The organism is Confluentibacter flavum (genome assembly GCF_002843175.1).
In the GTDB taxonomy this organism is placed as follows: Bacteria; Bacteroidota; Bacteroidia; order Flavobacteriales; family Flavobacteriaceae; genus Confluentibacter; species Confluentibacter flavum.
This window is the reverse complement of the sequence record NZ_PJEO01000011.1, coordinates 65,178-86,033: the sequence shown is the minus strand read 5'-3', so window position 1 is coordinate 86,033 and position 20,856 is coordinate 65,178. Positions and strand designations below refer to the sequence as shown.

Below are 20,856 nucleotides of genomic sequence, written 5' to 3'. Positions count from 1 at the left end.
AAAATAGAGTAATCCATCTTATTTCTGCCAAAAAATGATTAATTTCGTACTTACTTAGTTAAAGAACTTAAATGATGAATAAAGAAGTGGTTATTGTATCTGCAACCCGAACACCAATTGGTAGTTTTATGGGAGCGTTATCAACCATTCCTGCACCACAACTTGGTGCTGTTGCTATAAAAGGCGCTTTAAATAAGATACATCTTAATCCAGAATTAATAGATGAAGTGTTTATGGGACAAGTTGTTCAGTCGGGTTCTGGACAAGCTCCCGCAAGACAAGCAGCCATTTATGCCGGCATACCTAATACAGTACCTTGCACAACCATAAATAAAGTCTGCGCTTCTGGTATGAAAGCCGTGATGCTAGCAGCTCAAAGCATAGCCATTGGTGATAATGATATAGTTGTTGCCGGTGGCATGGAAAATATGAGTTTAATTCCCCATTATTTATATGCAAGAACAGGTACTAAATTTGGATCTACCCAATTAATCGATGGCATGCAAAAAGATGGATTGGTAGATGCTTATGACCAAAATGCCATGGGCGTTTGTGCTGATGCGTGTGCCGCTAAATATGAATTTACTCGTGAAGATCAAGATGCCTTCGCCATCCAATCTTACAAACGTGCTAGCAACGCATGGAAAGCTAGTAAATTTAATAATGAGGTCGTGCCTGTTGAAGTGCCACAGCGCAAAGGCGAACCTATTATGGTTAGTGTGGATGAGGAATTCACGAATGTTAGTCTAGATAAAATTCCATCATTACGTCCTGCATTTACAAAAGACGGTACCGTTACAGCTGCTAATGCTTCAACTATAAATGATGGTGCTGGTGCCATGATTTTGATGAGTAAAGAAAAAGCTGAAGTACTAGGTTTGAAAATTTTGGCTACCATAAAAGGCTATGCAGACGCTGCACAAGAACCTGAATGGTTTACTACAGCACCCGCAAAAGCATTGCCTAAAGCTTTAAAAAACGCAGGAATTGCTATAAATGATGTTGATTTTTTTGAGTTTAACGAGGCGTTTTCGGTAGTTGGTTTAGCGAATATGAAACTTTTAGGACTTACAGATAAAAACGTGAATGTCAATGGCGGTGCCGTATCTTTAGGGCATCCACTGGGATGTTCTGGCGTTAGAATTTTAATTACCTTACTAAATGTATTAGAGCAAAATAATGCAAAAATTGGAGCGGCAGCCATTTGTAATGGCGGCGGCGGTGCCTCTGCTGTTATTATTGAGCGTTACTAAATAGTTTTTGATGATATACTTTTTAATACAATCCATCTCTTTTTTAAAATTAAATTTTCAAATGGCGGTACCATATCTAATTATTAACAATACCTTAGCCAATAGATAGTAACATGCAATACGGAGTTTGTAATTTAAGCATGGTTCCTTTAAGATTAGAACCTACAGATAAAAGTGAACTGGTTTCCCAAGTAATATATGGTGATTTTTTTAAGGTATTGGAACAACGTAAATATTGGAGTAAAATCAGATTGGCTTTTGATGGTTATGAAGGTTGGATTGATAATAAACAATATCAAGACATTGATGAAAGTCAATATGCATCACTTGATACATCCAGTCCTAAATTATCGATTGATTTAGTTGAGTTTATTCAAGATGAAAAACATCAATTACATCCTATCCTGTTAGGGACTTCATTAAATGCATTATCTATACTGAATCACTCACACGATGGCAACATCGTTGAAGGTGTTTTGTCTAAAAATAATCTCATAGAAACCGCTTTTTTATATTTAAACAGTCCTTATTTATGGGGAGGTAAAACACCATTTGGAATAGATTGTTCTGGATTCACCCAAATGGTTTACAAACTAAATGGCTACAAACTTTTGCGTGATGCCTCTCAACAAGCAACCCAAGGAGAGGCCTTAAGTTTTATTGAAGAAAGTGAACCTGGTGATCTGGCCTTTTTTGATAATGATGAAGGAACTATTATTCATGTGGGCATTATTATGAGGGATAATTATATCATTCATGCTCATGGCAAAGTACGGATAGACCGTTTAGACCATTATGGCATTTATAACGTCGATAAAAAAAGTCATACCCATAAGCTTCGGGTCATTAAAAAGATAATATAAAAAAGTTGGTTATAATTATAAAAACTATTCTCGATACATTTTTTGTTCCGTTTTACTTCTCAAAAAACACTCGAATTGACCGTTTTAAAATTAGACATCACTAGGTAAAACAACAGTTTTATTCCAATAGCTTATGAATTTGTGCATATTGCAATAACACGATGGTTCTGGTATCTATAATATCGCCATTGTTTAGCATGTCCACAGCCTTTTTAAAGGGAATTTCCAGCACTTCAATATCTTCATGCTCGCTTTCCAAACCGCCACCAGAACTGACTTTCATGGCATCTGTATATTCACCAACAAAAAAATACATTTTTTCGGTCATCACCCCAGGCGAACTATAGGCTTCAAATACCTTTTTTACTTTCTGCAACCTATAACCAACTTCTTCTTCGGTTTCTCTTATGATGCAAGCTTCTGGATGGTCTTTATCTAACATCCCCGCGCAAATTTCCACCAACATGCCATCTGGATTGTCGTTCATATAGGTAGGCATTCTAAATTGCCTGGTCAATATAACGGTTTGCTTTTCTTTATTATAAAGCAATATCCCTGCGCCATCACCTCTATCATATACTTCTCTTGATTGAGTTACCCATGTGCCGTTACTCAGTTTAAAATCAAACGTTATTTTTTTTAAGATGTAATAATTGTCGGAGAGTAATTTACTTACTATGTTTTTAATACGATTTGTTATCATTTAAAATCTGTGTTTTGTTTCATTTATTTCAACTAACATATCAAATCTAAGTCTATTATTTTTTACTAGCAATGTCGCAAAAAATTACCAAATCATATATATATATATATGTAAAATTGTGGTTAAAATTTAACTTAAAATGAATCTGATGATGGCTCTCAAGATTATAAAGAATCAGAAATAGAAGGCATTATATTTGTACTACTTTCCTTTTGAATTGTATAATAAACAAAAAATAGTATATTTGGTAGGCTATTAACCTTATCTATTATTATTATTGATGCTGAACTATATTTTAATACAATCTTTATCAATTATTTTATTTGAACAAACGCAAACAGTTATCGTATTAACTATTGTTGTTATTTTTTTTGCTGTACTACTTATCTTAGGAGTTAGAAAATCATATAAACTTAAAAAGGAAAATGAACGACTTGACAAAATAAGTGAAAAGTTAGCTAAAGAGGACGAAGAAAAATATGAAGATTTTACCGACGGACATATGTATCAATAAAACAAAAAGCCTGCGATTGCAGACTTTTATATTATTACTTAAACCAACTTTTAGCGAACCAATTTTTTATATTTAATTCGTTTCGGCATCAAATCCCCACCTAAACGTTTCTTTTTATTTTCTTCATATTCAGAAAAACCTCCTTCAAAAAAATACACTTGGCTATCACCTTCAAAAGCTAAAATATGGGTGCATATTCTATCTAAAAACCATCTGTCGTGACTAATAACAACGGCGCATCCTGCAAAGTTTTCCAAACCTTCTTCCAAAGCACGTAATGTGTTTACATCAAGGTCGTTGGTAGGTTCATCTAAAAGCAACACGTTACCCTCCTCTTTAAGTGTCATAGCTAAATGCAAACGGTTACGTTCACCCCCAGAAAGCATTTTTACTTTTTTGTTTTGTTCACTTCCGGAAAAATTAAAACGACTTAAATAAGCCCTAGAATTAACTTGTTTTCCTCCCATCATGACCAATTCCTGACTGTCACTAAAGTTTTCCCAAATAGATTTTTCAATATCTATATTGGAATGCTTTTGGTCTACATAAGCTAATTTAGCAGTGTCTCCAACTTTAAACTCGCCTTTATCTGGAGTTTCCTCGCCCATAATCATTCTGAAAATAGTAGTTTTACCAGCGCCATTCGGACCAATAACACCTACAATCCCTGCTTGAGGTAATTTAAAATTCAAATCTTCATACAATAATTTATCATCATAAGCTTTGCTAACACCAATAGCTTCAATAACATTTGTACCAAGTCTTGGGCCATTTGGAATATAAATTTCAAGCTTTTCATCCAACTGTTTTTGGTCTTGGCTCAATAATTTATCGTAATTATTCAAACGTGCCTTTTGTTTGGTTTGTCGACCTTTTGCTCCTTGACGGACCCATTCTAACTCGCGTTCCAATGTTTTTTGGCGTTTAGAAGCCGTTTTACTTTCTTGTGCCAATCGCTTGGATTTTTGGTCCAACCAAGATGAATAATTCCCTTTCCATGGAATGCCTTCACCTCTATCAAGTTCTAAAATCCAACCCGCAACATTATCCAAAAAGTATCTATCATGGGTTACAGCAATCACGGTTCCTTTATATTCCGCCAAATGATGTTCTAACCAATGCACAGATTCTGCATCTAAATGGTTGGTTGGCTCATCCAATAATAATACATCTGGTTCTTGCAATAACAATCTACACAATGCCACACGGCGACGCTCTCCACCAGATAAAACACCTATCTTTTTATCACCATCTGGAGTGCGCAAAGCATCCATGGCAATTTCTAGTTTGGTATCTAGTTCCCAAGCATTGGCGGCATCAATTTGATCTTGAAGTTCTGCCTGTCTATTCATAAGCTTTTCCATCTTATCAGGATTGGAATACACTTCTTCTAAACCGAACATATCATTTATCTTGTTGTATTCATCAAGAATGGCAACGGTTTCTGCGGCACCTTCCCGAACCACTTCCATAACGGTTTTATTATCGTCTAATTTTGGTTCTTGTTCCAAATATCCAACGGAATAATCTTGCAAAAACGTAACATCACCTTGATAATTTTTATCAATTCCAGCAATAATTTTAAGCAATGTAGATTTACCAGACCCATTTAAACCTAGGATCCCGATTTTGGCTCCGTAAAAGAAACTTAAATAAATATTTTTTAATACGGGGGTATTCGCCCCTTGAAAGGTTTTGGTTAAACCAGTCATTGAAAAGATTACTTTTTTATCGTCGCTCATTATACCCTCCCTTTTAAAGCATTAAAAACCCAAGCAATTGCAAAAAAACCTAGACCTACAGCTGCAAATCCCCAGCCAGCAACATCATCATATTTAAACGCTCCCAAACCTATTAAAAGCAAACCAACTAAAATCATAATTGTTGTAGCCCAAGCTAGGACTGTATTTTTATTCATAGCCATAATTAAAATTTTGTTTAGGGCGCATCCACACTTAGGGCATGGTCAGGCTTTTCGCTATATCTTTTTTATTTGTTATACCAAACGTTATAAAAATGTATTTCAAAACAAATAAAAAGGATGCCACTACAATCCTTTGCGCAATTTGAAACACAAATATCGTATTTTTAAATAAAAAAGCATCCAATAAGGATGCTTAATTATAAGATTTTAAAATTCTATTAAAAATCAATAGAAACAATAATATTGAAATTTCTACCTAATAATTAACAATTTTAAATTCCGATCTTCTATTTTCTTTATGTTTGATTTCAGAACATTTAGTGTTATCGTCACATTCATTGATTAATTTTTCTTCACCATAGGCTTTTCCTGTAACCCTTTCTGTTCCTACGCCATTATTTAACAAATAATCTATCGTACTTTTTAATCTACGTTCAGAAAGCCATTGGTTATAAATAGCAGTGCCTCTAGAATCCGTATGGGAACTGATATCTAATTGTAATTTAGGATGTTCGCTTAAGATTAAAGTTAAATCAGATAATATATTTTTAGATGAAGATGATAAGTTTGACGAATTTAAAGCAAAATAAACGTTCTCTAAGGCATCTATTTTATTTTGTATATCGCTTTTTTCCTTAGCTCGCGCTTCTTCTTTTTCTTTTTCAAGCTGAGCAAGTCTTGCGGCTTCTTTTTCTTTTTCTAATCTTTCAGCTAACAACTTATTTTCATTTGCTAAAGCGATAGAATCATTAACTCTAGTGGCTTCTTTCTCTAATGCTTCAATTAGTTCCAGTTTCGCTTCTCCGTCTTCATTTAATTCTTTTTCAATATTAAATCTATATACAACACCAACAGCATGTTGTAAATGATTTGTATAATTTGAATTCATAGCCCATTTTCCTGATGAATTAACATCCAAGCCAATTCGGTCAGAAAACCAAGTTCTAAAACCCAATACTCCATTATATGTGCCTCGAGAAATATCATTGACATTTGTATAACCAATTCCTACTCCAACATAAGGATCGAACCAACCTGTTTCACCTATAATTTTGTTTAAATCATAACTCAATCTACTATCTACAGAGAAATAATCTTCGTCGTTCGCAATAGGCAAACCATCTACAATTTTATCTTTTTTATATTTGTTATAGGAGGCAATGGCTTCAATTCCTAATCCATTTTTAAAATATTTTCCTATACTTAATCTAGAAGGGTAAGGCACCGCATTCCAGGATTCTTCAACATCAAACAATCTATTAAATTGATCGCCCGAATCATCGACAGCATTAAAACCAATACCTGCAATCCATGAACTTACAATTGTGGAATCTTTTTTTGTTAACTCTGGGGTTTGGGCATATGTTATAAAAACATTAGCGACTAGCATAACTAGTATAAATTCTTTTTTTATCATCTTTTAAATTTGGGGTTAATTTTAAAGTTGCAATAATATTTAAATAACAAAGGCTAGTGAAATATATACTTTGAACAGTATAAATAATCGGTTATATGAAAAAGCATCCTCTAGAGGATGCTTTTATATTATTTTAAAAGGTCATGGGCACTTCAATAAATAATATACCTGAATCTTCTTCTACACTAATTTCAAATGATTCCGTATTTGAAACGCCTATCGCATCTCGAGTTTCCAAAGTGGTGTTGTCTATAATTATTTTGCCATAAACATTCATAACATACACGCCATGGTTCTTGCTCTTCAGCGAGTACCCAAATACTTTTCCCTTATCTAAATCTATTAAAGATATGATAGCGTCTTGATGTATTTTTAAGCTTCCGTCGTGGTTTTCATCAATGGATGTCACCAAGGTTTGAAGTTTGTTTTTCCGTTCATTTACATCAAACGCTTTTTGGTCGTAACGCGGTTTTACATTTTGTTTGTTTGGCATTACCCAAATTTGGAATAACCCTAAATGTTCATCTGCCGAACCATTTATTTCAGAATGCTGCACACCTGTTCCAGCACTCATTATTTGAACTTCACCAGGCTTAACCGGTATCCATTCATCAGCCATATTATCTTTATGCTTTAATAAGCCTTTTAATGGAATGGTAATGATTTCCATATTATCATGTGGATGTGTTCCAAAACCCATTTTTGGGGCTACAATGTCATCGTTTAAAACACGTAAAGCGCCAAAATGCACCTTTTCTGAATCGTAAAAGTTTGCAAAACTAAATGAATGGTTTGCTTCCAACCAACCGTGGTTTGCAAATCCTCTACTGTCTGCTTTATGAATTATTGTTTTCATTTTTTAATTTCTATTTTAAATTTTGGTAAAATGTGTTCGCCTTATAAAATTTTCAATCCAATTGAACTCATTATTCAGGCTCGGTTCATAACTTTTAATTTTTTCATTTCCGCGAGGCGGAAATCTGATTATTAATTACTCTTACTTTTATAGATTCCTTCCCGATAGTTATCGGGATCGCAGGAATGTTATCGCATTTTATCAAGCAGATTGCTTAACTGCTCAGCGTCTTCTTCGTTTAAATTTTTCAATAAATCGTTATTCAAACTATCCGGTATAGACTCTAAAAGATTTTTTCCTTCTTGGGTAATTACTATTTTAACAACTCGTCTGTCTTCTGAACAAGCTAATCTTTCAATGTATTTTTTTGCGCATAACTTATCCATTAAACGCGTGGCGTTTGGCGAACGCTCAATCATTCTATCCTTTACTATTTGAACATTAATAGGTTCTCCTGCACCTTTTAATATTCTAAGGATATTGTATTGTTGCGGTGAGATTCCATAAGCTTTAAAAAATTCATTTTGATAACTTGAAATCCAGTTTGCTGTATATAAAATATTCAACAACGCTTTAATTCTATTGTTGGCAAATTTTGAATTTATGTCTTTACTTATATCTCCCATATCTATTTAATTTAAGCTAAAATATTTGCATATTCTTCTGCTCTCTTTTTAAAAAAAGCATTTGCAAAAGGGCATAAAGGAATTACTTTTAAGTTGTTAGCACGAATATATACTACAGCAGCATCAATTAATTTATAACCAATACCTTGTCCTTTTAAAGTATCACTAACCTCCGTATGATCAATAATTATTTTATTGGGCCCTGCATGCGTATAAGTCATTTCGGCAGCCTTCATGTTGTCTATTTCAATATAAAACGACCCTTTTTTTTCGTTATCTGATTGCTTTACTTCCATAATTAAATTTGTTTGTTAAATTGCTCAGTGGCATTTTTTAGTTGACCATTAAAATCCTCATTTGTAATTTTTCCGTCCGCAAAATTATTTCCAAAAAAAGGCAATGAAAAAACTTCCACTATGTTGCTGTCGTGAAATGGAAATCTACCTTTTGCTATCTCTAGAACGGATAATCCTCCCCTACCTCCTGGCGACGTTGCCATTAATAACATGGGTTTGTTATAAAACATTTTTCCTTCAATTCTTGTCAGCCAATCAAATAGATTTTTAAAAACCGTGGAATAAGCGCCATTATGCTCTGCCAATGACAACAAAATACCATCGGATTCTTTTATCAAATTTAAAAATTTATGGGCATTTTCAGGGATACCTTGCTCATGCTCTAAATCAATACCGTATAGAGGTAATTCGAAATCATTTAAATCTAAAATATTAATGGTTGCGTTTTCAACTAAGGTTGACGCATAAGTAACCAAATCTTTATTTATTGAGTTTTTACTGTTACTACCCGCAAAAGCAATTATGTTTTTCATTATGATATATTTTAATTATGGAGCAAATATACTCATAATAAATTTATTTTCCAAGGAATATATTTCCATGTAATATATTTTATGATTTTATTAAGACTATAAAGCCTAAATTTAAATAAAAAATAACTATTTCATAGGAAAATCAACTTTTGTACTTTAGCATCAAACAAACTGTAAATGGATATAGAGTTCAATAAAAATGAGGACCATAATAAACTGCTTGTATCAGAGCTCAACAAAAAGCTTGCTAAAGTACATTTAGGAGGTGGTAAAGCAGCCTTAGAAAAACAACATGCCAAAGGTAAAATGACGGCTCATGAGCGTGTAAATTATCTACTGGATCCTAACTCTAAATCGATAGAAATTGCTGCCTTTGCAGGAGACAATATGTATGAAGAACACGGCGGATGTCCTTCAGCTGGTGTGGTTGTTAAAATTGGGTATATAAAAGGTAAACAATGCATTGTTGTTGCTAATGATGCCTCTGTAAAAGCTGGTGCTTGGTTTCCTATAACCGCTAAAAAAAATCTACGTGCCCAAGAAATCGCTATAGAAAATAGATTGCCCATTATTTATTTGGTAGATAGCGCCGGGGTTTATTTACCTATGCAAGAAGATATTTTTCCAGATAAAGAGCATTTTGGACGTATTTTTAGAAACAACGCTATTATGAGCAGTATGGGCATTACCCAAATTGCTGCCGTTATGGGCAGTTGTGTTGCTGGGGGGGCTTACTTGCCTATTATGAGCGATGAAGCCTTAATAGTTGATAAAACAGGGAGTATTTTTTTAGCCGGAAGTTATTTGGTAAAAGCTGCTATTGGGGAAAACATTGATAATGAAACTTTAGGTGGTGCTACCACGCATTGTGAAATTTCTGGAGTTACCGATTATAAGGCTAAAGATGATGCCGATGCCTTGGATACCATTAAAAATATTATTGATAAGATTGGGGATTACAACAAAGCTGGCTTTAATAGAATTAACCCAGAAAAGCCTAAGGAAAATCCTGAAGATATTTATGGCATTTTACCAAAAAGCCGTGTGGAACAATATGATATGTACGACATTATCAAACGTTTGGTGGATAACTCAGAATTTGATGAATACAAAGCAGGTTATGGCAAAACGATTATTACATGCTACACAAGAATAGATGGTTGGGCGGTTGGCATTGTTGCCAATCAGCGCAAACTTGTAAAAACCAAACAAGGTGAAATGCAATTTGGTGGTGTGGTATATAATGATAGTGCAGACAAAGCTACCCGATTTATAGCCAATTGCAATCAGAAAAAAATTCCGTTGCTATTTTTGCAAGATGTAACTGGGTTTATGGTTGGTAGCAAAAGTGAACACGGCGGCATTATTAAAGATGGTGCAAAAATGGTGAATGCTGTTAGTAATTGTGTGGTTCCAAAATTTACTGTTATTATTGGCAACAGCTATGGAGCAGGAAATTATGCCATGTGTGGAAAAGCGTATGACCCAAGACTTATTGTTGCATGGCCTAGTGCCGAACTAGCAGTTATGAGTGGGAACTCGGCCGCAAAAGTATTACTTCAAATTGAAAAAGCCTCGCTTGAGAAAAAGGGCGAAAAAATCACTCCCGAAAAAGAGGAACAACTTTTTAATAAAATAAAAGACAGATACGATAATCAAGTATCGCCATATTATGCTGCTGCCCGGATTTGGACCGATGCCATTATTGACCCGTTAAACACCAGAAAATGGATTAGTATGGGCATTGAAGCGGCAAACCATGCCCCTATTGAAAAGTCTTTTAACATGGGGATTTTACAGGTATAATTTTAATTATATTATTTTTTTTTGTATCTTTTCTATTGAAAATCAACAACTTCAATCATGGATACAATAAAAACACTTAATAAGTGGGCAAATAGTCATACCTATTTACCACTTGATTTACTTCGAATTGCTTTAGGTATATTTTTATTTATTAAAGGAATTCATTTTATGTCTGATACGGCCATGCTCATGTCGTTATTTAAGCCTTTACAAAATATGGCAGGTGGTATGATCATTGTTCACTATGTTGCTCCAGCGCATTTTCTTGGCGGCATTTTAATTGCTTTTGGATTATTAACCAGATGGGCCATTATTGCGCAAATACCGATTTTAATTGGAGCAATCCTCATCAATTTCATGGGAGAAATGAATACTGGTAATTTAATGTTGGCTATAATTACTTTATTCATTTGTTCATTTTTCTTATTATATGGTTCGGGCAAGCATTCATTAGATTATTATTTTAAAATGCAGCAATAAAAAAAGGCAACTATTTGCTGCCCTTTTTTTACTTAAATATCTAATAAAAGAATAGTATCATTTCACAATGAACTTTGCCCTCATGGTCATTGAATGCCCTGGGAATGTACAAACAATCCAATAGGTCCCTGGTTCACTAGGTGCTTGAAAATAAATTTTTTCAGAACTTTCTGGACCAACAATACCCGTATGGAATAATACTAAATCTGAATTTGGAACATAGTTAAGGTCTGGGCCATCCAAGCCTAAATTCAATGCCATTTCCCCAACTTTTGTAGGTGTGTCTGCTCCTGTCTTAGTAACAACCACATTATGGAGCATATCGTCATTATTATTTAAAGTCAGCTCAATTTTGCTATTTCTATCAACAACCAATTCAGTGACATCATATTTTAATCCAGGAATGGTTCCCACCAATAGTTTTTTGTCAATTTTACCTGCCCAAGCACTAGGTATTTTAGTAACTCTTTTAGGTTGATCAACGACCTTTCCTGATGTTTTCATCTCATTCATTTGAGATGATTTTAAAACACCTCCAGGAACTTCATTTAAAGTGTAATACCCTGTGTTGTGCAACAATAATTCTCCTGTAGTGGATTTTAAATTCGGAATTTCCAATTGATGTATAAACCCTAATCTCATACCATGCACCGTAAGTTTAACCGACATGCCATCTTCTGATACTTCTGCTTTATGTATCATGGCGCTTTGTTGGTCTTCAATAGGACTACCATACGTTAAATGATACAAGTATGTAAATGTTGTTAACTTATAAGAGGCGGTATCTTCAGCCATTTTTTTGTTTACTGGTTTCGTAAACTCCAACTTAAAGCCATCTGCTAAAGCGTTCATGGTTTTTATTTCAAAAGGAGTTTTTCCTGTCCACTCCAAACGTTGTAATCCATAGTCCTCTTTCCCTGTCGATGACCATCCTCTACTTGTCATACCAACAAACATACTGTTATCACTTCCCCAAATCATTCTTAAAATTCCCGAAGAAAACCCTTCTTTAAACCCAAACGAAGCACCTTGATATACACCGTTCACTTTTTCCATATAAACACGCATAATTTTACTGTGACCTTGGTCGCCAACAAATATCTGTCCTTCAAATGGACCAAACTTACCTTTAGTTGTATCGTATAGCATGTCTGATGTTGAAATCCCTAAAATAGTGTGAGGAAACCATATAGCTGGGGCTTTTAATGCTGGTACTTTTTTTGCATATTCATACAAAGTCAGTCCAGATTCCGGTTCAATATCTTCAAATTTTAAATTTTTTATTGGAGATTCAGCTTCGCCTGTCCATCTTAATCCTTCCGGATTTCCTGCAAAATCTCCAACTTCCAGATGTGTCATTCTACCAGAACCGACCCAATCTCCTTGATTTTCAGTATAAAATATATCACCATCACCATTAATGGCATAACCAGCTGGCGAACGCAATCCGGTTGCTATAGGTGTCATGGCTCCTTCAGGAGTAATTTTTAACATCCATCCTCGCCATTTCACTAAACTAGCACCATGACCAATCCACCCAAGATTTAAAGTGACCAACATATCACCATTTTTCATGAATTTTGGACCGTAGGAGTATTCGTGATAATTTCCCGACAAAGGCCATGAATAAACGGTTTTATATACATCAGCTACACCATCATTATTTTTATCTTCTAATCGGGTAAGTTCTCCTCTTTGAGATAGATAAAATCCGCTAGCTTTGTAAGCTAACCCTAATGGTTCGTGTAATCCATGAGCATATCTTTTATAGGTGGGGCTTTGGCTATACGGCTTATCAATTAACCAAACGTCTCCCCTTCTGGTTGAAACCCCTAATTTATCATCATCTGTTAAAGACAATCCCCCAACTTCTAGAATAACATCATTAGGAATTGGCACCGTGATTATTTTGTAGTACTCAGACTCTTTTTTCTGTAAATCATTTGATACCTGTGCAAAAGACAATTGGCACAAACAAAAAGACAATACTAATTTTAATATCTTATTTATATTTTGCATGATTATTTTCTTTAAGATTACCAGATAATACTGTAGTTAATATTTTGTTTCCCTGCTGGAATTTTCACGATAAGCTCATCCATACCATTGATGGTTCTAATAATTGGTTTGAACTTACTGCTTCCAGATACATCAACATAATAACTTTCATCGTTTATTATATAGGTATTGTTTGGCAATGTTTCAATACGTTCCCCTTCGGCTAGTTTATGCCAAATAGTTTTATCAGCATTTACAACGATATGTCGTTCGATTTTACGCTGACTAGATGATGGTTTAAATGTATTGGTAATACTTGTTCCATTGATTTGACTTAAAAACATGGGGATTCCTTCTTGATTAAACTCATAACCCAACTGTTTAAAACCAATATCGTCGTCCATACTTGGCCAATTGGAATCTTCACTTTCCAAATAGGCAAATTCAAAACCTCCATGAATTGCCACATGAAATTCATTTGGCTCCACCAATTGACTTTCACCTCTAGATTCCCACATGGGGGTTGCATCTAAAAATTGACCATCCCAGGCCATTAATAACGACCCTCTTGATAAATCGAATGCATAATGAATACCAAATGGGCTACCTACAGAAATGCTAAATACCTTCTTTATGTCTTTATGCATAATAAAGGTTCTTTGGGCAATGATATCTTCTTTAGGTTCGATAAGAATTCTTTCTGGTTGTGGTCTTCTAGGTCTTGTGTCGGTTATGGGTTCCAGAAGGGTATAACTTTGTATTCCAGGACCTTCCACTTTTAAGTCAAGTTCTCCCCTCCATGGGAATTTTTTGTTGTAAACTAAAACAAATGGCACGGAGCCTTTTTGCAAAGTCAACTCGACAAATCTCTGTTGGAATTCATAGCCATAATCCTCATTCAAATTAAAAATGGTATCGTTGTCAATCAACAATAAACCACCACCATTTAATCCCATTCCAAAATGATAGACTCCAGCAGCTGGGATATCCATAGTTCCTGAATAAGACACAATTTTTCTTGAATTACTTAATGCAAGTTCTGACAAATCGATATTATTAACTTCTTTTTCACTTGCCAGTCTAATGCTATCCATATTTATTAGAGCCTGATAATTGCCTTCAAATTCTTTGTTTACTATATTGGAAAATGAAAATTTTTTGTCTTCATAGAGTTTATACTGAATATTTTTGATGGCTACAGCACCATGATCGCCTTGAATCATTAAAGAGCCTTTAGGTTTTTCATCTTCAAAAGCTGCCGCTTGTGTTGGTCCTGAAACCTCAACATTAGCTTGTATCAAAACCCCATTCAACCAAACTTCCTCAAACCAAGCATTTTTAATTTTATTTCCAGTGGCATCGAACTTTGGCGCATGAAAAATGATTTTAAAATGCTGCCATAAACCAGGTGCTTTAGCGGCATTGGTTTTTGGCGCTTGCCCCTCAAATCCTTCTTTTCCCTGACCTCTTGCGCCATCCCATCTTTGGTAAACCCCTCCAATATCAGAATATTGTGGTTCCTTAACACCCCAACTATCAAATAGCTGCACTTCATATCTGCCTTGAAAATATAATCCAGAATTTGATTTTACGGGCATCATAACATCCAATTCTATTTCTATGTCACCATGCTCAAAAGACGTGAAAATATGTCCGTTAGCATCTTTATCGCCAGAATTTACTAAAATCCCTGTTCCTTCAGAAAAGGTCAACGTTCTTTCTTTAACCCTGTCGGCAACAGCATTACCTACAATCTGCCAATTATTTGTTGTTGGTTTAAAAGAAGATAAATCGTTTAAATTAAACTCAGTAAAAGGCAAAAATTCTATTTGTTTAGGCTCTTCTTCTGGAATGACAACTGCCTCAGTTACTACAGCATCTCTTTTGCAGGAAGTAAAGAAGCAAATTACTAATGCCATAAAATAGTTTAGTGTGGTGGTGTGTTTCATATATATATTTATTGTAGTTTAATGGTCATCTGATATCGACTTATTGTCTTTGAAGTTATTTTTTTAAAAAAAACTTGTTTTTAATGGCAATTACTTAAAATCATATTTAAATTACTTATTTTAGAATATGTGATAAATAAAAAAACTATAAATTTTGAACATTCAACAACATTACTCCTTGAAAATGACCAAATATATTTTTTATATTTATAACCTACAATAATAAAAAAAATAACCATGACCGCAGACCAAAACACAAACAAATCCAGAAAAATCATAAATATCATTCTGTTCATTCTTTTTGTTTTATTTGCTTTAGTTCAATTAAATGACCCAGATCCTTTGGTTTGGTTTACAATTTATGGTATGATAGCTATAATTTGTTTGCTGGCTAATTATAAAAAGATTCCCAAAATTTTGCTGTGGATACTCATTTTAGGTTTAATTATTTATTCCGTAAGTTATTTTCCTTATTTTAATGATTGGTTTAATATTGATCACAAAGAAGAACTCTTTGGTAAAATGGTTTATGAAAAGCCTTATTTAGAAGGTACGCGGGAATTTCTTGGTTTATTAATAGCTGTTTTAGCATTGATTTACCAATTAAAAAGACCTGTTTTTAAGTGATAAAAACGGTTTTTATAACTAATTATTACAGATCCAATTTAGCGATAACAAGTCCGTATTGCGGTTCGAAGAGTTGTAAAACTTTAATTTCTTTTGTTTCCGTTGGTTTACCATAATCTTTGAACATGGTTAACTTAACATACGTTGGCATAGTTGGTTTTTCCGAATCTTTTAGTGAATAATTAACCATTATAAAGTAAGTGCCTTTTTTCGCATTTTTAAGTGTGAATTCTTCTGGGCCATAGCCTTGTGACACGTTCTGCGCGAGTTGGCCACCTTGCCTTGTTTTTGGGTTTTCATAATTACATATCTCACGCGAAGGGTCGATTACCTGTAGATTAATATCAGCATCATATCGATTCCAATCTGCTAGAATCCTGATATCGTAAGTTGCATTCACGCCATCGTTCACTAAAATATCATCTATATCCGAAAATTCTAAAACACCTTCATTGTCATTTTTTTCATCTGATATCAGGCTACTTAAAATTGCTGTGGACTCTTGCTCAAGACCAATATTTTTATAAATCAGTGCCAAATCCCTAAAGGACTGGAGATCGCCTGGGAGCAATCTAAAAATTTGGTTATATATGTTAATTGCCAACTTGTAATCTTTTGTTGCTTCCAATATATAGGCTAAAGCTTTAAGTTGTTCTGGGTTATGATGATCTTTTATTACATCATTGAATAATATCTTTAATCCATAATTTCTATCGTTCCATTTTTTAAAATAATTGTAAATATCAAAATAATAAGTTGGCAAATGGCTAAATTGTTCCTTTTGTTCAAGATATATGTTATATGCTTCCTCTAGTGAATTAGCATTGGAAAGTTCTTTTATATATGGCTTGTCCTTCATACTTTCTTCAACCTGTAAACTTCCTTGATATTTGCTTACTTTAGGATTGGTGTTGGAATAGCCAATGTTACCTTCCAAAAAATTGTTATGAAATTTTGTGGTTACTATTACAACTCCTCCTATGGCTCTTGGTCCATATCTCAAAGATTGAGAAGCACTTTTAATGACTTCTACTTTTTCTACTTCATTTATGTTAATATTATTCTCAAGAAAGCCTATATCTGTTGGCGCCCCGTCAAGTATATAAAGCGGTGGTGTACCCTCAAAAGTTGTACCTCCCCTTATAAATCCACCATGAAATCCCGCTACTGTTCCTTGTAAAGCTTGCATAACATTGGTGTATCCTCCTTTAATCAATTTATCGCTGGTAATAACCGTTGAAGCATAACTTTTGGCTTTTTCCTTCCTGCTTATCTTTTCTACATTCACAACAACTTCTTTTAATGTCTCAATATTCTCCTTAAAGACAATATCTACAACTGCCTTGTCTTCTAAAGTTACTTCTTGGGTATACATCCCTACAAAACTGAACACTAAGACATTTCCTTTTTTTGCTTTTATAGAATAGTGCCCTTTACTATCGGTTTGTGTACCTAATTTAGTTTCTTTAACAATGACATTTACCCCTAATAATGGTGTACCCGAGCCATCTGTAACATTCCCTGTGATTTTTTCGAAAGTAGAATTAACAAATGTATCATCAACAGCATCTTTAGACGGTATTTCCTGAGAAAACACGGCAATGGAAAAAAGTATAAAAACGACCATAAATGGAATTCTCATAGCTAGTTGGTTTTAAGCGATTTAAAATACAAAAAAAATGCGACCTTTTTTGGTCGCATTTAATTATTACAAATTTTTATAAGATGATACCAGCCTTATAAATTCTGCTCGATAACCGTCTTTATCTTCTCCTCTGCCTTTGTTAGCCAAATTAATTGCATCTTCTATTTTTGAATTGTTATGATATTTTGACTGTCTTAGCTGCATTCCAAATAAGGCAATAGCCGAAGCAAACTCTAAATCTTCCGAAGGCATTTTGACTTCATCATTTTGTATATGCACCATTTCTATGCTTTTATCACCGTTTGGTTTTTTATATCTGAATTTTACCGTGAACAATTCATCTGAATGATTTTGTGAAACTTCCAATTTAGTATATTTTAAATCTGAAACTTCTTTTAAATAGTTACTTTTCACGCCAACTGGAATAACTTCGTAAAGTGCCGTTACCGTGTGACCGCTGCCCAATTCGCCTGCATCTTTGGTGTCATCTATAAAATCTTCATCATTCAGCATTCTGTTTTCATAACCAATAAGTCTGTATGCCTGTACTTTGTTAGGATTGAACTCAATTTGAATTTTAACGTCTTTCGCTATGGTGAATAAAGTGCCTCCAAATTCCTTCCCAAACACCTTTTGAGCTTCTTGCATACTATCAATATAAGCATGGTTTCCATTTCCCTTATCTGCTAAAATTTCGAGTTTAGAGTCTTTATAATTTCCATAACCAAAACCTAGCACAGATAAAAACACGCCAGATTTACGCTTTTCTTCAATTAGTTTTTCCATGTCTTTGTCACTCGATGCTCCTACATTAAAATCGCCATCTGTGGCAAGAATCACTCTATTATTTCCTTTTGTTTTGAAGTTTTCTTCTGCAAGTTTATAAGCTAAATTAATACCTTGTCCTCCAGCAGTTGAGCCTCCAGCCTCCAGTTTATCTAGAGCAGAAATTATTTTGTCTTTATACTTTCCTGAAGTGGGTTCTAAAACCACACCAGCAGCACCAGCATATACCACAATAGATACTCTATCTTCTTCCCTTAGTTGGTTAACCAACAACTTAAAAGCCGTTTTTAATAATGGCAATTTATTATTTGAAGACATGGATCCAGAAACATCAATCAAAAATGTAAGGTTTGAAGGTGGCAATTCATCATTTGAAAATGTTTTTCCCTGTAAACCAATTTTAACAATTTTAGTGTCATTATTCCAAGGTGTTTTCGCTACTTCGGTATTGATTGAAAATGGATGTTCACCTATTGGTTGCGGATAACTGTATTCAAAATAATTAATCATTTCCTCAATTTTAACTGCATCTGGATCGATGGATTCACCATTATTAATCATGCGTCTTATGTTGCTATACGCTGCTTTATCGACATCGATTGAAAAGGTTGATAATGGTGACAATGATGTCCTTTCAAAATTATTTTCTTCTATAACCGCATAACTTTCTTCATTATTCAACCTGAAATTCCCATTATGGGTTGTAATCACCACACATCCATTTTTAGCTATTTGTCCATACTTTTCCTTGGCCTCAGATTTGTTGTATGCAATTTTACTATCTATGTCCGTTTCTGATAAATTTTTAATTATATGATTATTTTCTTTTTTTATGGGCACCCCATCAACAATATACAAGGGTTCATTTTTCAATGTTTCAGAATTACCTTTAGTTGAAATAACAATAACTCCGTTAGCACCTCTATTTCCGTATAGTGACGTTGCTGAAGCATCTTTTAACACATCTATATTTTGAATATCTTTAGGATTAAGTCCCTCTAAATCATTATAAGATCTTACATAACCATCAACCACTAATAAAGGTTGTGAATTCTTAGTTAAAGAAGCCTGTCCCCTAATTAAAATTCTGGTACTTTTATCGTTACTTCCTTCAGTAATTTGTACCCCTGCCGCCCTTCCCGCTAACGCTTGGGTAATTGGCGTAGATTGTATTTGTCCAGCCAATTGGTTGTGATAAGCTTTTTGCTTTTGTCGTTTTATTTCTGAAGCAGAAGCAGATGTAACTGAAGCTGTACTATAGCTCTTCCTTTGTATCCCATAACCAACAACGACTACTTCTTCTAAAGCTTCTTTTGAAGTTTCTAAAGCTGCATCAATTGTTGTTAAGGATCCAACTTTTATTTCTTTAGTTTCATAACCAATATAAGCAAACACCAAAACATCTGAGTCTTTTGCTTTAATTTGATAAAGTCCATCAAAATTTGTTGCTGCCCCGTTTGTAGTTCCTTTTACCAAAATGGTAACACCAGGCAAAGGTGAACCATCGTTTGAATCCGTAACCTTGCCAATAATCAATCGGTCTTGGGCGTTTAATTGTATGGAAGAAATCAGTACAAGTAAGCATGTGAATAGTGTTTTCATAATAGTCGATTTTAAAAGTTTAGCTTAAAACTAAACCCAACAATCTTATTATAAAACCAATAATGAGTGAAATCGCCTTTTGAATGAGTGAAGTATAAAAAAAGCCAAACTTACGTTTAGCCTTCATAAACTCATTCTATATTAAAATGCCCTAACTTCCTTTTTGTCCCACAAACTGATGGCTTTTAGATTTAAAGAGAATATTAAAACTAGTTAAACTACCATAAATTCGAGTGATGTATTGCTGTAAATCTATTTTACTTTGTTCGTCTAAATCACTGGCATTTATACGTTGTTCCATAACCCGTAATCTATCACGCACCATGGTAATTTTATGAAAAAATGTATCGATGGGCAACTCATAAGGTTTTAAATTGGTATCAGCAGGTTCTAAAATAAGTCTTCCACCTTTGTATTTATCTGCAATGGGAACTACTTCACTAACATCGCTCCACTTTTTAAGGATATCTACCAAACTGCTTTCTATATCAAAAAAACTAACGGTATCCACATCGCCCTCGGCTGCTTCAATGACCTCAAATTCACTATCTAAATCAATGGTTTCCAATCCGTTTTCAATAAATGTTACCCAATAATGCTGCGAGGTCACATTGGTGACAACGCCTTTTCCATATTCCGAATGGTTAATTCGAGAGCCAATTCCTAATAATTTCATAGTAGCCATATATTAAATATCTTTCTACTGCAATTATAAAAAAAGTTTATGAAACAAAACATTAAAATTTACAAAGGAACATTAATATTTGGTTGATTCCTTTTGAAAGAAAAATCATAAATAAAATATTAACAATATGTTAAACTTCACATTTATTTTATAAAGTATTAACCCTGCTTTTTTATGGGGTATCCACATGTAAATCTACGCCAAAAACCAATGTGCTATTTGTTCCCAAGCACATGAAATGAAAACTTCAATTAAAGGATAAAATTAACCCCTAAACCTATAGGGCATCAAAG

19 protein-coding genes are annotated in these 20,856 nt (G+C 34.1%); 6 read left to right on the top strand and 13 right to left on the bottom strand.

Annotation, left to right across the window (positions count from 1 at the left end; translation table 11 throughout):
• The first annotated feature begins 74 nt into the window (after positions 1 to 74).
• Together CSW08_RS02135 and CSW08_RS02130 are read left to right on the top strand one after the other, a co-directional pair.
• Positions 75 to 1,253 carry an acetyl-CoA C-acyltransferase gene (locus CSW08_RS02135; RefSeq protein ID WP_106658264.1) on the top strand — a complete coding sequence of 393 codons (1,179 nt, stop codon included), beginning with the start codon at positions 75 to 77 and terminating at the stop codon, positions 1,251 to 1,253.
• A gap of 113 nt (positions 1,254 to 1,366) precedes the next feature.
• Positions 1,367 to 2,116, top strand: a complete 750-nt coding sequence (locus CSW08_RS02130; protein WP_106658263.1) for a C40 family peptidase — start codon at positions 1,367 to 1,369, stop codon at positions 2,114 to 2,116.
• A gap of 118 nt (positions 2,117 to 2,234) precedes the next feature.
• Here the strand turns inward: CSW08_RS02130 and nudK are convergent, their stop codons facing one another.
• Positions 2,235 to 2,819: a GDP-mannose pyrophosphatase NudK gene (gene nudK, locus CSW08_RS02125; protein WP_106658262.1), complete on the bottom strand. Its 585-nt coding sequence runs from the start codon at positions 2,817 to 2,819 to the stop codon at positions 2,235 to 2,237.
• Positions 2,820 to 3,099: 280 nt separating this feature from the next.
• Here nudK and CSW08_RS02120 point away from each other — a divergent pair, with 280 nt between their 5' ends.
• Positions 3,100 to 3,333 (top strand): hypothetical protein, encoded by a 234-nt coding sequence (locus CSW08_RS02120; protein WP_106658261.1) that lies wholly within the window; start codon positions 3,100 to 3,102, stop codon positions 3,331 to 3,333.
• Between the two features lie 50 nt (positions 3,334 to 3,383).
• On the opposite strand, the gene ettA is transcribed toward CSW08_RS02120, so the two are convergent.
• From ettA to CSW08_RS02085, 7 genes are all read right to left on the bottom strand, one after another.
• A complete protein-coding gene (gene ettA / locus CSW08_RS02115; RefSeq protein WP_106658260.1) occupies positions 3,384 to 5,075 on the bottom strand; it encodes an energy-dependent translational throttle protein EttA in 1,692 nt (563 codons plus the stop codon).
• A complete protein-coding gene (locus tag CSW08_RS02110) occupies positions 5,075 to 5,251 on the bottom strand; it encodes a CAL67264 family membrane protein (protein WP_203226835.1) in 177 nt (58 codons plus the stop codon). Before CSW08_RS02110 ends, ettA begins: the two co-directional genes overlap by 1 nt.
• A 262-nt stretch (positions 5,252 to 5,513) precedes the next feature.
• Positions 5,514 to 6,674, bottom strand: a complete 1,161-nt coding sequence (locus CSW08_RS02105) for an OmpA family protein (protein WP_106658258.1) — start codon at positions 6,672 to 6,674, stop codon at positions 5,514 to 5,516.
• 133 nt (positions 6,675 to 6,807) lie between these two features.
• Entirely contained in the window at positions 6,808 to 7,530 is a 723-nt protein-coding gene (locus CSW08_RS02100) for a pirin family protein (protein WP_106658257.1), read from the bottom strand.
• A gap of 188 nt (positions 7,531 to 7,718) precedes the next feature.
• A complete protein-coding gene (locus CSW08_RS02095; RefSeq protein WP_106658256.1) occupies positions 7,719 to 8,156 on the bottom strand; it encodes a MarR family winged helix-turn-helix transcriptional regulator in 438 nt (145 codons plus the stop codon).
• Between the two features lie 11 nt (positions 8,157 to 8,167).
• On the bottom strand, positions 8,168 to 8,452 hold the full coding sequence (locus CSW08_RS02090) for a GNAT family N-acetyltransferase (protein WP_106658255.1): 285 nt from the start codon (positions 8,450 to 8,452) through the stop codon (positions 8,168 to 8,170).
• A gap of 2 nt (positions 8,453 to 8,454) precedes the next feature.
• Positions 8,455 to 8,985, bottom strand: a complete 531-nt coding sequence (locus CSW08_RS02085; protein WP_106658254.1) for an NADPH-dependent FMN reductase — start codon at positions 8,983 to 8,985, stop codon at positions 8,455 to 8,457.
• Positions 8,986 to 9,162: 177 nt separating this feature from the next.
• Between CSW08_RS02085 and CSW08_RS02080 the strand changes: the two genes are divergently transcribed.
• Entirely contained in the window at positions 9,163 to 10,791 is a 1,629-nt protein-coding gene (locus tag CSW08_RS02080) for an acyl-CoA carboxylase subunit beta (protein ID WP_106658253.1), read from the top strand.
• A gap of 57 nt (positions 10,792 to 10,848) precedes the next feature.
• A complete protein-coding gene (locus CSW08_RS02075; protein ID WP_106658252.1) occupies positions 10,849 to 11,271 on the top strand; it encodes a DoxX family protein in 423 nt (140 codons plus the stop codon).
• A 57-nt stretch (positions 11,272 to 11,328) separates the two neighbouring features.
• Here the strand turns inward: CSW08_RS02075 and CSW08_RS02070 are convergent, their stop codons facing one another.
• Positions 11,329 to 13,290 carry a plastocyanin/azurin family copper-binding protein gene (locus CSW08_RS02070; protein ID WP_106658251.1) on the bottom strand — a complete coding sequence of 654 codons (1,962 nt, stop codon included), beginning with the start codon at positions 13,288 to 13,290 and terminating at the stop codon, positions 11,329 to 11,331.
• Positions 13,291 to 13,307: 17 nt separating this feature from the next.
• Complete coding sequence (locus CSW08_RS02065) at positions 13,308 to 15,218, bottom strand: 3-keto-disaccharide hydrolase (RefSeq protein WP_106658250.1); 1,911 nt, start codon at positions 15,216 to 15,218, stop codon at positions 13,308 to 13,310.
• A gap of 237 nt (positions 15,219 to 15,455) precedes the next feature.
• On the opposite strand from CSW08_RS02065, the gene CSW08_RS02060 reads away from it, so the two are divergent.
• Positions 15,456 to 15,845 (top strand): transmembrane 220 family protein, encoded by a 390-nt coding sequence (locus CSW08_RS02060; RefSeq protein ID WP_106658249.1) that lies wholly within the window; start codon positions 15,456 to 15,458, stop codon positions 15,843 to 15,845.
• A gap of 25 nt (positions 15,846 to 15,870) precedes the next feature.
• Here CSW08_RS02060 and CSW08_RS02055 read toward each other — a convergent pair whose 3' ends face one another.
• The 3 genes from CSW08_RS02055 to CSW08_RS02045 all read right to left on the bottom strand — a co-directional run bounded on the left by CSW08_RS02055 (position 15,871) and on the right by CSW08_RS02045 (position 20,554).
• Positions 15,871 to 17,487: a carboxypeptidase-like regulatory domain-containing protein gene (locus tag CSW08_RS02055; protein WP_106658248.1), complete on the bottom strand. Its 1,617-nt coding sequence runs from the start codon at positions 17,485 to 17,487 to the stop codon at positions 15,871 to 15,873.
• A gap of 66 nt (positions 17,488 to 17,553) precedes the next feature.
• Positions 17,554 to 19,878, bottom strand: a complete 2,325-nt coding sequence (locus tag CSW08_RS02050) for a VWA domain-containing protein (RefSeq protein ID WP_106658247.1) — start codon at positions 19,876 to 19,878, stop codon at positions 17,554 to 17,556.
• A gap of 151 nt (positions 19,879 to 20,029) precedes the next feature.
• Positions 20,030 to 20,554: a hypothetical protein gene (locus CSW08_RS02045; RefSeq protein ID WP_106658329.1), complete on the bottom strand. Its 525-nt coding sequence runs from the start codon at positions 20,552 to 20,554 to the stop codon at positions 20,030 to 20,032.
• Positions 20,555 to 20,856: the final 302 nt, after the last annotated feature.